The sequence below is a fragment of the Microbacterium sp. ARD31 genome, from assembly GCF_031844425.1.
Window position 1 is genome coordinate 1 of the sequence record NZ_JAUZVE010000065.1, and the last position, 12,627, is coordinate 12,627.

A 12,627-nucleotide genomic window follows, 5' to 3' on the forward strand; every position below is an offset into this window, starting at 1 on the left:
ATCAGGGGATCTGGCGCTCCTGCCACACCTCGGGGTAGCCCGGCAGGTCCTCGCCGCCGAACTTGGCGTAGTGGCCGTCGGGCATGCCCTCGTTGGCCTCGAGGTAGTCCGCGCGCTCGTCCTCGGTGATCGGGACCTGCGGCAGGACCCACTCCTTCGGGACCTCCTCGCCGGCCCAGATCTTCTGGAGCGCGAGGAGCGGGGTGCGCCACTGGAAGTTGCTGTAGACGGGGGCGAGGCCGGTCAGGCCGGTCTCCTCCCACTTGCGCAGGAAGCTCATCTCGTCCTCACCGGTCATGACCGGCAGGTCGGCGCCGAAGTCCTCGAAGGCCTCGATCGCGGCGACGGCGCCGTCACCGGCGTCCATCCAGACGCCCTGGACCTCACCCTTGTTCAGCTCGTCGGTGATGAAGGTCTTGATCTCCGTCGGGTCAGCACCCGTGAAGAAGTCGACCGCCTCGATGCCGTTCTCCTCGAAGAGCTTCTCGGCCGCGGCCCAGCGCTGCTCGAGCACGTCGACGCCGGGCAGGATGCGCAGCGCGACGACCTTGTCGCCCTCCTCGAGGTTGTCGATGAGGAACTCCGCGGTGTCGATGCCCCACGCGAAGCCACCGATCGGGTGGATGAAGGTGGTGGCGCAGTCGGTCTGCACGCCGCGGTCGAAGACGATGACGGGCTTGCCGGTCTCGCAGGCACGCTCGACCGCGTCGGTCATGGCGGCGGTGGAGTTGGGCGAGATGATGAAGGCGTCGCAGTTGCCCTCGGAGATGAAGTAGTCGATGTCGGCGATCTGCGTGTTGTCGTCGTCACCGGCGTCGCGCGTCTCCATCTCGGAGATGACGCCCTCCTCCTGCAGGGCCTCGAGCTGCTGGTTCATGGTGATCCAGCCGGTCTGGCGCCACGGGTTGGAGATCGAGGCGTTGGCGAAGCACGCCTTGCCGGCCTTGTCGGACTTGTACTCGGACGTGTCGGTCATCTCCCCGTCGATGTACTGCAGCCACGGCGTCTCCGGGTCGCCCTCGAAGGTCGCCGAGCGCTGCTCGTACTGCTCGTCGTAGACGGCCTGGTCGAACCACTCCTGCTCGCCGCCCTCCTCGGCGCTCTCGGAGGCGTCGGGGGACTCCGAGGTCTCCGAGGTGTCGTCGGTCCCGGAACCGGCGTCCGTCGGGTCCTCGGTGCTGCAGGACGTGGCGAACACCCCGAGCAGCAGTGCCGAGGCCACGGCCATCGGCGCGCGGTGCATCTTTCGGCGCATCAGATTTCTCCTGTTTCAGTGCCCGGGCGGGCAGTGGTGGGTGATGGTGCGGGTGCAGCGGGTGGAGCGGGTGGTGGCGTACGGGCGGGGCGCCGGCCCACGGACCAGGCGCGGCCGGCAGCGGCGACGGCGAGGATGATGATCACGCCCTGGACCGTCGGCCTCCAGGTGGACTCGACCTCCTGGAAGTTGAGGAACGAGAAGAGCAGCTCGAGCGCGAAGGCGCCCGCCGCGGCCGAGAGCAGCCACCCCCGGCCACCGCCGAGGACCACACCTCCGAGGACGACCGCGGTGATGGCCTGGAACTCGTAGCCGGCGCCCACCGACGGGTGCACACCGGCGTACCCCACGAGCAGGATGCCGGCGACCGTGGCCGAGAGCGAGGACAGGATGAAGGCGCGGGTCTTGACCCACCACACGTGCGCCCCGGCGAGGGCCGCGGCGTCCGGGTTGTCGCCGGTGGCGATGATCGTGCGACCGAACGGCGAGCGCATCAGCCACACGCCGGCGGCCATGATCACCACGAGGATGATCACCGGGTAGGGCAGCACCTCCACGACGGGGACGTCCTGGATGCCACCGCGGCCGATCTCGCGGAACGTGTCCACGGGGTTGCCGGTGGCCGCTCCGCCGGTCAGGAACCGGACGAGCCCGCCCAGGGCCAGCATCGTGCCGAGGGTGACGATGAAGCTCGGCACCTTGAGCAGCGTGGTCGCCAAGCCGTTGACCAGGCCGACGGCGACGCCGATCAGCAGCATCAGCCCGATGGCGGGCAGCACGCGTCCCTCGTCGTCACCGATGTAGTTGCCGGCGATCACGACCTGGGTGGCGATGACGGCTCCCATGGAGAGGTCGAACTCCCCCGAGACGATCACGTAGTACTGCCCCATCGCGGCGATCGCGATCGGCGCGGTGCGACCGATGAAGCGGATCAGCTGCGGCGGGTCGCCGAAGGAGGGGTTCGCCCAGACCACCGCGACGAAGAGGACCGCGGCGAGGATGAAGACCGCGCCTCCCGGGGTGACGGCGCCGCGCACCAGCCGCTGGACGATCGAGCCCTCGCTCAGCGGCAGCGTACGACCGGCGGTGCCGCCGGAGCCGGTGGCGGAGGTGGTGGTGCTCATGCCTGCTCCCCTGGTGTGGACGTGCCCTTCGCGGACGGGACTGGGAGGAGCGGCCGCGACGCACCGAAGCGCGGAGGGCGGCGTACGACGCTGCGGCGCGCGTAGACGGCGACCGCCAGCACGATCACGAGCCCGCGGACGAAGTCCTTGAGGAACGGGTTGACCTCCATGACGCCCATGACGTTGTCCAGCACCGCGAAGATGGCGACGCCGCCCATCGTGCCGACGACGCTGCCCTTGCCGCCGGCGAGCAGGGTGCCGCCGAGCACGACGGCGGCGATGGACAGCAGGTCGTAGCGGCCCTGCGACCCGATCGTCGGCGATCCGACACCGGTGCGGGAGAGGAGGAGCAGCGCGGCCAGTCCGGCCAGCACCGAGCAGAGCACGTGGGCGGAGACCACGGGAAGGGCGGTCCGCACCCCCGACATGCGGGCGACCTCGCGGTTGCCGCCGATCGCGTAGACGTGGTGGCCGAGTCGGGTGTGGCGCAGCAGCAGGGTCACCAGCGCCGCGCAGACCAGCAGCACGATGAACGCGGTGGGGATCCACCCCGCGATGCCGCTGCGCCCCAGCAGCCGCAGGTCGGGGGCCGCGGAGCCGTGGCTGCCCTGGTAGTTGGTGCCGAGGTAGCCGCTCACGACGAGGCCGATGCCGAGGCTGGCGATGAAGCCGTGGACGTGCAGAAGGCTGACCAGCAGCCCCATCACGAGCCCGATCACGGCGCACAGCCCCAGCGTGTTGACCACCGCGGCAGGGATGTTGCCGTCGAGGCCCTTCATGCCGCCGGCCGCGACCACGGTCGCGAGGCTGACGACGTAGGGGACCGACAGGTCCAGGCTGCCCACCAGGATCACCAGCGTCTGGCCGATGGCGATCAGGCCGAGGACGCTCATCGCGGTGAGGACGGCCCACACGTTGCCCTGGCTGAAGAAGTTGCGTCCCTCGACGCCGGTGAGCACGGCCGAGACCGCGACGACACAGACCAGCACGAGGTAGATCAGGCCGGTCGAGTCGAGGCGGCGGCGCTCGGCCCGCGGGCGCGCGGCGCGTCTCCGGCGTACGGACTCCTGGGGCTCCGCGGCCGGCTCCGGGGTCCCGGTGCCGTGGTCGGTCGTCGCGCTCATGCCGCCTCGCCGTCCGTGGCTGCGCCCGTGGCCATGGCCAGCACGGCCTCCTCGCTCGCACCGGCCGGGAGCTCGCCGGCGAGCCTGCCGTCGCGCATCACGAGGATGCGGTCCGACATCCCGATCACCTCGGGCAGCTCGCTGGAGACCATCAGCACCGCCACGCCCTTCCGGGTCAGCTCGCGCATGAGCTCGTAGACCCGGTGCTTGGCCCCGACGTCGATACCGCGCGTGGGCTCGTCCATGAGCACGACCAGCGGGTCGATGCTCAGCCACCGGGCCAGCACGACCTTCTGCTGGTTGCCCCCCGAGAGGAACTGCACCTCCTGGCCCAGGCTCGCCGCGGCGACGTCGAGGCCGGACAGCACGCCCGGCATCTCCCGGCGAGCCGCGCCGGTGCGGCGCGGGAAGACCGAGCGCACGACGCCGAGCGCGTTGTCGAGGATGGACTGGTTGAGGGCGAGGCCCTTGGCCTTGCGGTCCTCGGTGATGAAGGCGAGCCGGGCGCGCACGCCCTGGCGGGGGCTGGCGACCTCGAGCGGTGCGCCGTCGAGGGTCATCGTGCCGCGTGCCACGCGGTGCACGCCGAAGATCGTCTCCAGCAGCTCGGTGCGTCCGGAGCCCTGGAGGCCGGCGATGCCGACGATCTCCCCCGCGCGCACCTCCAGCGAGACGTCGTCGACGTAGCCGTTGCCCACCCCGTCGAGCGCGAGGCGCACCTCACCCACCACGGCGTCCTCGGGCTTCTCCGGGAAGTACGTCGTCAGCGGGCGGCCGACCATGAGGCGCACCAGCTCGGCCTCGGACAGCTCGGCGGCCGGGCGGGTGGCGACGTGCTGGCCGTCCTTGAGGATGGTGATCGTCTGGCAGAGGTCGAAGACCTCCTTGAGCCGGTGCGAGACGTAGACGATGGCGACTCCGCGCTCGGTGAGGCGGCGGATGATCGTGTAGAGCAGCTCGACCTCGTGGTCGGCGAGGGCTGCGGTGGGCTCGTCCATCTGGATCACCTTGGCGTCGAAGCTCACGGCCTTGGCGATCTCGACGATCTGCTGCTCGGCGACCGACAGGCTGCGCACGAGCGTGCCGGCCTTGAGCCCGGCCACCCCGAGTCCTGACAGGAGCTCGTCGGTGTCGCGGCGCATGCGGGCGGTGTCGACCGGGCCCACCTGGCCGAAGCGGCGCGGCTCGCGGCCGAGCCAGATGTTCTCGGCGATGGTGCGCTCGAGCAGCAGGTTGAACTCCTGGAACACCGTCGACACGCCCGCTCCCTGGGCCTGCACCGGGTGGGTGAACGAGACCTGCTCGCCGCCGACCTCGATGGTGCCGCGGTCGGGGGTGTGGACACCGGCCAGCATCTTCATCAGCGTCGACTTGCCGGCGCCGTTCTCCCCGACCAGCCCGTGCACGACGCCCGGCTCGAGGGTCAGGTCGACGTCGGCCAGCACGGTGTTGCCGAAGAAGCTCTTGGTCATGCCGGAGGCGACCAGGACCGGGGCAGGAGCCGGAGCGGGCGGAGCGGTAGCGGGCACGGCGTCACTGTGGCATGCGTCACCGGCTTTTGTCGAGAACCTTTCAAAAGTCTTGGGTCTGGTGTTCAAAGTCCCGTCTGTGCTTGACTCCGGCCGTGCGCACGGGTGAACTCTTCGACCTCCTCCGCGACGGGAGGCCGTGGACCCGAGCCCAGCTGGCCGAGGCCACCGGCCTGGCCCGGTCCACCATCGCCACCCGGATCGACACCCTCACCCGGCTCGGGCTGATCGCCCCCTTCGGCGGGGCCCGCTCCACCGGCGGGCGCCCGCCCGCCCTGTTCGCGCTCAACCGCAGCGCGCGGCTGGTGGTGGGCGTCGACATCGGGGCCACCCACGTCCGCGCCGCCCTGACCGACCTCGACGGCGCCATCCTGGGCGAGGTCGACGCGCGCATCGCGGTCACCGAGGGCCCCGAGGCCGTGCTCGGCTGGGTGGTCGAGTCGGTGCGCGACCTGGTGGCGCGCACCGACCGCCCGTTGGGCGACCTCGGCGCCATCGGGATCGGCCTGCCCGGACCCGTCGAGCACTCGACCGGGCGCCCGATCAACCCTCCGATCATGCCGGGCTGGGACCGCTACGACGTGCCGGGGCACCTCCAGGAGGTCTACCCCGTGCCGGTGCTGGTCGACAACGACGTGAACATCATGGCGCTGGGCGAGCGCCGGCAGCACCTGCGCGACGTCGACGACCTGGTGCTGATCAAGGTCGCCACCGGCATCGGCGCCGGCATCGTGACGGGCGGCGTCCTCCAGCGCGGCGCGCAGGGCACGGCGGGCGACCTCGGGCACGTGCGCGTGCCGGGGGCCGACGAGGTGGTCTGCCGCTGCGGCAACACGGGGTGCCTCGAGGCCGTCGCAGCGGGGCCGGCGCTGGCCGCAGCCGTGCGCCAGCTGGGCGAGGAGGCCGAGACCGGGGGCGACGTCGTCGAGCTGGTGCGCGCGGGCAGCCAGCCGGCCATGGCCGTCGTACGCCAGGCGGGTCGCGACATCGGGGAGGTCGTGGCGACGATGGTCAACCTCATCAACCCGTCGGTCGTGGTGATCGGCGGGCAGGTCGCCGGCGCGGGCGAGCACCTCCTCGCCGGGATCCGCGAGTCGGTCTACCAGCGGTCGCTGCCGCTGGCCACCGAGCACCTGCGCATCGTCACCTCACGGGCGGGCGGCGAGGCCGCCGTGCTCGGGGCGTCGGCGCTCGCCATCGAGCACGTCCTCTCCCCCGACGTCGTCGAGGCAGCCAGCGAGGCGCTGGCCGCGGCCGATGCGGCCGCCGGCGCCTAGCGCAGCTGGTAGTCCTTGAGGAGGCTGCGGCCGATGATCATCTTCTGGATGTCGGAGGTGCCCTCGCCGATGAGCATGAACTTGACCTCGCGCATGAGGCGCTCGATCTCGTACTCCTTGGAGTAGCCGTAGCCGCCGTGGATGCGGAAGGAGTCCTCCACGACCTCGTTGGCGTACTCGCTGGCGACCATCTTGGCCATGCCGGCCTCGACGTCCATCCGCTGCCCGGTGTCCTTGAGACGGGCGGCCTTGACCATCATGGTGTGGGCGACCTCGACCTTGGTGGCCATCTCCGCGAGCCGGAACAGCACCGCCTGGTGCTCGGCGATCGGCTTGCCGAAGGTCTTGCGCTGCTGGGCGTAGGCGATGGCGAGCTCGAAGCCGCGCCAGGCCAGCCCGCAGGCGCGGGCCGCGACGTTGACCCGGCCGACCTCGACGCCGTCCATCATCTGGAAGAAGCCCTTGCCGGGCTCCCCGCCGAGGATCTGCTCGGCGCCGATCTGGTGGCCCTCGAGGATGAGCTCGGTGGTCTCGACGCCCTTGTAGCCCATCTTCTCGATCTTGCCGGGCACGGTGACGCCCTGGGCGGTCTCGCCGAAGCCGGGCTCCTTCTCGACCAGGAACGTCGTCATGTTCTTGTAGACGCTGTCGGCGCCCTCGTCGGTCTTCGTCAGCACCGCCACGAGCGTCGAGGTGGCGCCGTTGGTCAGCCACATCTTCTGGCCCGTGATGGAGTACGACCCGTCCTCGGCCCGCGTGGCCTTCGTCGACACCGCCGACACGTCACTGCCGAGACCGGGCTCGGACATCGAGAACGCGCCGCGGACCTCCCCGGTCGCCATCCGCGGGAGGTACTTCTCCTTCTGCTCCTGCGTGCCGTGCTGGACCAGCATGTAGGCCACGATGAAGTGGGTGTTGATCACGCCCGAGACGCTCATCCACCCGCGCGCGATCTCCTCGACCACCAGCGCGTAGGTCAGCAGCGACTCCCCCAGCCCGCCGAACTCCTCGGGGATCGTCAGCCCGAACACACCGAGCTCCTTGAGCCCGTCGACGATCTCCTGGGGGTACTCGTCCGCGTGCTCGAGGTCCTGCGCCACCGGGATGATCTGCTCGTCCACGAACTGGCGCACCGCCTTCAGGATCTCGCTCTGGTCCTCGGAGAGGCCGTCGGTCTGGCAGAGGCGGGGCATGCGGTGGCTCCTGTGCGCTCGTGGGCGGAACGCTGGGGAGTCTAGTTATCACCCGTTCACCTGGGCAGGCTTGCGAACCGAGAGAGACGTCACACGGCTCGTGAGACCATGGGGCGCATGCGACTGACACTGAGCTCCGGAGCCGCCCTCGCCGCATCGCTCGCCCTGGTGACCAGCGCCTGCAGCGACGGGAACGACACCGCCGAGGACCCGGAGGCGGGCACGTCGGCGAGCCCGAGCTCCGGCGCGGAGCCGTCCACGGAGCCCTCCGAGGAGCCCGCCGAGGTCACGTTCGTCGACTTCGGTGAGGAGCCGGCGGTCAAGCCGCGCTACCGCAGGGCCGCGCTGCAGGCGGTGGGCGACGACCTGATCACGATGGTCCCGACCGTGCTGCCCGACGGGTGGACGACCGTCGGCGGCGGCTACGTCGCCGACCCGCAGTGGTGGCGGATGGAGTTCACCAGCCCCACCGGCGAGGTGAGCCTCGACCAGCTCCCCGGCACCGCCGAGGACGCTCTCGCCGACGCCACGGGCCTGACGCCCGCCGACGAGGTCGACCTGTCCGACTACGGCACCGGCACCTGGTCGGCGTGGCAGGCCGAGGACGGCCTCGACGTGCTCGCGCTCGACCTCAAGGGCAGCACCGTCGTGCTGCAGGGCGCCTCGCCCGACGAGGTCCGCGCGCTCGCCGAGTCGCTGCTGCCGGCCGAGGACGCCGCGTTCCAGGAGTGACCTCCCGGACCGCGGCCCGTCCTCGGGTCAGTCGTCCTCCCACGTGGGCCCGCCGGCCTTGAGCCCGTCGGGCTCGATCGTGGTCACCGGCTGCGTGCCGACGCGACGGCCGTTGACCATCTTCCACTCGGAGTACGTCGTGGTGTAGGCGTCGCGGCTGTAGGGCTTCTGCCACATCAGGTTGAAGTTCTTGAGGTAGTCGCGCACCATCTGGCGCCCGTGCATCGCGAACAGGATCTCGTCCTGCGGGGTGCCGAGGCTCGACCAGTTGGTCGACCCGGTCCACACGATGTTGCTGTCGACGTTGCCGCGGTAGGAGCCCCGCAGCACGAAGTACTTCTGGTGCGTGTAGCGCTCGATGTTCTCCGGCTCCTCCTCGTCGACCGTCGTGGTGGACACCGGGTCGTCGACGAGGTTGAAGCCGGTCGAGCGCAGGGGCACGCGACCGCGGGCGGTCGGGGCGCCGATGTGCTGCTTGGTGTAGAAGCCCATCAGGCCGTAGTTGACGCGCAGGTTGCAGCCGTTGGCGTACAGCTCGCGGAGCTTGTCGGCGATGTAGTTGCCGCGGTTGCCGCGCATGGTGTGCATCGACAGGCGCAGCAGCGTGCGCTTCTGCGCGCCCGCGGCGTCGGTGTAGACGCACTGCACGTTGTTGAGGATGTCGATGATGATGTCGGTCTGCGGCGTGGTGTAGCGCGGGAAGACCGTGTTGAAGTACTTCTGCTGGTCGCCCGCGGGGCAGTTCAGCCCGTCCTCGCAGAACGAGTACGTCGCCCGGCGGCGGTCCCAGTCGGGGCGCATGTCGTTGAACAGGGTCACGAACTGGTCGTAGAGCTGCTTCTTGCCGACCGTGGTCCAGAGGTCGTTCCACTGCCAGCGCACAGCGTTGAGCGTCATGTTCTGCGACCCGAGCATCACGACGTTGCGGTTCCGGCCGGTGCGGCTGAACAGGTAGAACTTGCTGTGCAGGTTGTTGTACTCGTTCTCGTCCGCGCGGCAGCCCGAGACGCAGCGCTTGAGGAAGCTCGACTTCTTCGTCTTGTGGCCCAGCACCCGCTGGATGCGCACCTGGGCGTTGGGGACGAGGTGGTCGTTGAGCAGCACCTGCACCTTGACCCCGCGCTTGTGCGCTCGGATCAGCTCGTCGGCGAAGACCTGCCGGTCGAGCGAGTAGGCCGAGATGACGATCTTCTCGCCCTTGGGCGTGTTGCGGATGGCCCGCAGGATGTGGCGCTCGATGACGAACCGGTCCTTGGGGATCATCGGGTTGTTGAACTTCGGCCCGACGGGGACCTTCCACTTCTTGTTCGGCTTGCCCGGCTTGCGCGCGGCCGGCGCCGCCGGCTGGGCGGCGGGCTGGGCAGCTGCCGGTGCAGCGGCGCTCGCACCTGCGGTCAGCGCACCGGCGGCGACGGCCGGGACGACCAGGCTGGCGGCGAGGCCCCAGACGGTGAACAGGGACAGGATCTTGTGACGCACGTCGAATTACTCCTACATGGCACGGTCGAGTGCCCGAGTCAGAGGTTCCCGCGGAACCGTGGCGGCACATCACCTGTGCTCGCGCGAACGTCGGCCACGATAGCAGCGACGAGACGGCCCGCCGATTCGAGAAGCTCCTCCGGCGAGACGCTCTCGGGCACCCGCGCAGCCCCCGTCGCCCCGTGCTCCGAGGCCGTGAGACGGGCCAGGTCGCCCCTGACGTCGAACCCCCGGTCGGTGATGAGGGAGACCGCTGCCCGGTCGAGCTCGGCGACCCGGTCGAGGTACTGGGCGGGCAGCCGGCCCCGCTCGCGCTCCTGGCCGGCGAGCAGGTCCTCGGCGAGGTAGCCGCGGATCCAGACCCCGCGGTCGCGCGCCGAGTAGCCGGTGAGGTGCTTGTTGACCTGTCGCAGCAGCTCGATCTGGACGATCCCCAGCGCCGGGTTCAGGGACTCGGCAGGGGCGTCGTACCCGGCCGGGTCGACGCCGAGGACTTCGGCGAAGTGCCGCCAGTGGGCGTCGCGCGGCTCGTCAGGACCGGGCATGACGAGCACGTGCACCCGCTCGGGCGGCAGGTCGGGGGTCCACCGCTCCAGCACCCCGGCGAGGTCCCAGGTGCGCATGCTGAACTCGGGACCGCCCGCGGACCTCCCGGCCATCACGGCGTCGAGGTCGACGGTGCTGCCGTTCTTCACCGACTCCTGCCATCCCGCCGACACGACGTCGGCGGACGGGCGGGCGGTGACCACCAGGTGCACCTCGGCGTCGCCGAAGGACGTGACCGCGCGAGCCGCCTGCTCGGTGCTCGCGCCGCACAGGAACTCGTGGGTCAGCAGCACGTCCTGGTCACTGCCGAGCGCCTGGTCGACGAGACGCTGCCAGCTGCCGGGCGCCTTCTCGTGGCGCTTGGCCAGGCGGGGCCGCTCCTGCAGGTCGAGGGCGGCCCAGAGGTGCTCGCGGTGCCCGAAGCCGGGCAGCAGCACGCCGTCCTTGCGCAACCGGTCGCGGTTGCCCCACAGGACGTGCTGGAGGTAGGTCGTACCGGTCTTCGGCAGACCGATGTGGAGGAAGGCCCGACGGGGAACGTGTCGGGCGCGGCTCAAGAGAAGTCCCCGCGGTACTTCGCCAGGATCTCCTCGAGCCTCTCCTCGTCGCGGGCCGCGACCGGCAGCAGCAGCTCGGTGACCACGTCGGTCAGCTCGGCCAGCCGCACGTTGAGGGCACGGTTCTCCTGCACGGCCGCCTCCAGCGCGGCGACCCTCGCCTCGAGGTCACCGCCACCGGCGCGACGCGACTTCACCCGTCCGAACATCACAACTCCCACTTCTCGAGCACCACGTCAGGAGCTCCAGTCGACGACCATGCGGCAGACCCGGGAGCTGTCCGAGCCACCCGAGACGTGCTCCTCGACGCATTCCAGCACCTGGCCCCCGGACTCCGCGACCTCGGCGCGCACCACGTCGACCGCGAGGGCCTGGCGTACGCCGGTCCGGCGGGCGTAGCCGTCACGGCCGCGCTCGCTCAGGAACTGGAGGTAGAGCGAGCCCGTCGTTCCGGCCAGCATCATCCGCGCGGACCGCAGCATGTTGAGGCGACCCCGCCGGCCGAGTCGCTCGACGACGTGCACGCAGCCCACGGCGCGCGGGCCGGGCATGCGGGCCACCCACGCCGACACGGCGAGCACGTGGCGCAGCTCGAGGAGGTTGAACAGCTGGAAGACGACCCGGTCGTCCCCGGCGCGGCGCTCCGCCTCGGGGCCGTAGGCGTAGGGCTGGAAGTCCAGGCCCACCGCCCGGGTCCCCCGGTCGGCGAACCAGGCCACGTCGGCGCCGCGGCCGCAGCCGATGTCGACGTACGTCGCCAGGTCGGGCTGCCGCTCGGCGACGAGGTGGGCGACCGCGGACTCGCGCGGGGCCTGACCGGCGGTGCGCTTGAAGTAGCCGTGCCAGCCTGCGCGACCGGTGCGCATCCCGCGGAACCAGCCGTTGAACAGCTCGATCGTGCTGGCCGGGGTGGTGAACTTGTAGGCCGGGTCGGGCACCCGCCAGCCGGGGCCGTAGGTGACCGTCAGGAACTTGTCGGTGTCGGCGGGGACCGGGAATCTGCGGCCCTCGAGGGTGGCCGAGCCCAGCGGGTAGATCCAGGACCGTTCGAAGGGCACTGCGATCTCGCCCATGAGGTAGAGGATGCCGTCGCGCATGAAGCCGCCGAACACGTCGAGCCCGCGGTCGAGGCCGTCGCTCTCCTCCACGTGGACCTTGAACGCGATCGCGGAGTAGCGGGTGACCCGGTAGCCCATGTCGGTCAGCGTGCGCTGCAGCCGGAAGGACTCCCGGATCACGTCGACCGGGTGGTCGCGGTCGCTGACGTAGCCGAGGTCGGCGTCGCTGTCGTGGCCGATCAGGCCGCCGTCGCGGACTGCGCCCAGCGCCGTGCCGTACGCGAGGAACGGCTGCACGCCGGCCTCCCGGAGCGCACCGAGCACCTCCTCGATCGCGTCGAGCAGCGGCTCGACCTGCGCGGCGTCGCGGGTGTCGAAGGTCTCGACGAGCTTGAGGGACTTGTCGATCGCGAGCGGTCGTCCAGCGGCGTTGACGACCTCGATGGGGCTGCTGCCGGTGCCGAAGCGGACCGATCCGGCGAAGATCTCCTCCCCCGACGCGGCGTCGGTCAGGGTGAGGTCGGCGACGCCGTCGAGGAAGGGCCGCAGCGGCTTGGGCCAGCGCACCACGCGGCCACCGTCCTCCTCCTCGCCGTCGCGCTGGAGCCAGAAGGACCAGATGCGCCGGTCTCCGAAGGACACGTCGACGAGCCGCTCGCGGCGGCCGGCGAGGTGCACGCCGTCGACGTCGATGCCCCGGACCTCCGGCGCGCCACGAAGGCGCAACGCGGTCAGGGGTCTCACAGCGCGGAG

The 12,627-nt window shown here is 70.8% G+C and carries 11 protein-coding genes; 2 read left to right on the forward strand and 9 right to left on the reverse strand.

Features of this window, described 5'->3' with window-relative positions; translation table 11 throughout:
• Position 1: 1 nt before the first annotated feature.
• Genes Q9S36_RS46655 through Q9S36_RS46670 form a run of 4 tightly spaced genes read right to left on the reverse strand, consistent with a single transcriptional unit; the run spans position 2 to position 4,975 of the window.
• A complete protein-coding gene (locus Q9S36_RS46655) occupies positions 2 to 1,255 on the reverse strand; it encodes a substrate-binding domain-containing protein (protein ID WP_311291551.1) in 1,254 nt (417 codons plus the stop codon).
• Positions 1,255 to 2,379 (reverse strand): ABC transporter permease, encoded by a 1,125-nt coding sequence (locus Q9S36_RS46660; protein WP_311291552.1) that lies wholly within the window; start codon positions 2,377 to 2,379, stop codon positions 1,255 to 1,257. The genes Q9S36_RS46655 and Q9S36_RS46660 overlap by 1 nt, the downstream gene beginning before the upstream one ends.
• Complete coding sequence (locus Q9S36_RS46665; protein ID WP_311291553.1) at positions 2,376 to 3,503, reverse strand: ABC transporter permease; 1,128 nt, start codon at positions 3,501 to 3,503, stop codon at positions 2,376 to 2,378. Before Q9S36_RS46665 ends, Q9S36_RS46660 begins: the two co-directional genes overlap by 4 nt.
• Complete coding sequence (locus Q9S36_RS46670; RefSeq protein ID WP_311291581.1) at positions 3,500 to 4,975, reverse strand: sugar ABC transporter ATP-binding protein; 1,476 nt, start codon at positions 4,973 to 4,975, stop codon at positions 3,500 to 3,502. Before Q9S36_RS46670 ends, Q9S36_RS46665 begins: the two co-directional genes overlap by 4 nt.
• A 152-nt stretch (positions 4,976 to 5,127) precedes the next feature.
• Between Q9S36_RS46670 and Q9S36_RS46675 the strand changes: the two genes are divergently transcribed.
• Entirely contained in the window at positions 5,128 to 6,309 is a 1,182-nt protein-coding gene (locus Q9S36_RS46675; protein ID WP_311291554.1) for an ROK family transcriptional regulator, read from the forward strand.
• On the opposite strand, the gene Q9S36_RS46680 is transcribed toward Q9S36_RS46675, so the two are convergent.
• Positions 6,306 to 7,502 carry an acyl-CoA dehydrogenase family protein gene (locus Q9S36_RS46680; protein ID WP_311291555.1) on the reverse strand — a complete coding sequence of 399 codons (1,197 nt, stop codon included), beginning with the start codon at positions 7,500 to 7,502 and terminating at the stop codon, positions 6,306 to 6,308. The two genes, Q9S36_RS46675 and Q9S36_RS46680, sit on opposite strands and share 4 nt — an antisense overlap.
• 117 nt (positions 7,503 to 7,619) lie before the next feature.
• On the opposite strand from Q9S36_RS46680, the gene Q9S36_RS46685 reads away from it, so the two are divergent.
• Positions 7,620 to 8,234 (forward strand): hypothetical protein, encoded by a 615-nt coding sequence (locus tag Q9S36_RS46685; protein ID WP_311291556.1) that lies wholly within the window; start codon positions 7,620 to 7,622, stop codon positions 8,232 to 8,234.
• 27 nt (positions 8,235 to 8,261) lie between these two features.
• On the opposite strand, the gene Q9S36_RS46690 is transcribed toward Q9S36_RS46685, so the two are convergent.
• Genes Q9S36_RS46690 through Q9S36_RS46705 form a run of 4 tightly spaced genes read right to left on the reverse strand, consistent with a single transcriptional unit; the run spans position 8,262 to position 12,618 of the window.
• The gene (locus Q9S36_RS46690) at positions 8,262 to 9,713 is read right to left on the reverse strand and encodes a phospholipase D-like domain-containing protein (protein ID WP_311291557.1); all 1,452 of its coding nucleotides are present in this window, start codon (positions 9,711 to 9,713) and stop codon (positions 8,262 to 8,264) included.
• A gap of 38 nt (positions 9,714 to 9,751) precedes the next feature.
• Entirely contained in the window at positions 9,752 to 10,816 is a 1,065-nt protein-coding gene (locus Q9S36_RS46695; RefSeq protein ID WP_311291558.1) for a hypothetical protein, read from the reverse strand.
• On the reverse strand, positions 10,813 to 11,025 hold the full coding sequence (locus tag Q9S36_RS46700) for a DUF6752 domain-containing protein (protein ID WP_311291559.1): 213 nt from the start codon (positions 11,023 to 11,025) through the stop codon (positions 10,813 to 10,815). Before Q9S36_RS46700 ends, Q9S36_RS46695 begins: the two co-directional genes overlap by 4 nt.
• A 27-nt stretch (positions 11,026 to 11,052) precedes the next feature.
• Entirely contained in the window at positions 11,053 to 12,618 is a 1,566-nt protein-coding gene (locus tag Q9S36_RS46705; RefSeq protein WP_311291560.1) for a hypothetical protein, read from the reverse strand.
• Positions 12,619 to 12,627 lie beyond the last annotated feature (9 nt).

What these genes read in the sequence shown, in the direction of transcription:
- Q9S36_RS46665 (WP_311291553.1), bottom strand. Translation starts at nt 3,503, where the DNA reads ATGAGCGCGACGACCGACCACGGCACCGGGACCCCGGAGCCGGCCGCG.
- Q9S36_RS46680 (WP_311291555.1), bottom strand. Translation starts at nt 7,502, where the DNA reads ATGCCCCGCCTCTGCCAGACCGACGGCCTCTCCGAGGACCAGAGCGAG.
- Q9S36_RS46660 (WP_311291552.1), bottom strand. Translation starts at nt 2,379, where the DNA reads ATGAGCACCACCACCTCCGCCACCGGCTCCGGCGGCACCGCCGGTCGT.
- Q9S36_RS46700 (WP_311291559.1), bottom strand. Translation starts at nt 11,025, where the DNA reads ATGTTCGGACGGGTGAAGTCGCGTCGCGCCGGTGGCGGTGACCTCGAG.
- Q9S36_RS46670 (WP_311291581.1), bottom strand. Translation starts at nt 4,975, where the DNA reads ATGACCAAGAGCTTCTTCGGCAACACCGTGCTGGCCGACGTCGACCTG.
- Q9S36_RS46655 (WP_311291551.1), bottom strand. Translation starts at nt 1,255, where the DNA reads ATGCGCCGAAAGATGCACCGCGCGCCGATGGCCGTGGCCTCGGCACTG.
- Q9S36_RS46685 (WP_311291556.1), top strand. Translation starts at nt 7,620, where the DNA reads ATGCGACTGACACTGAGCTCCGGAGCCGCCCTCGCCGCATCGCTCGCC.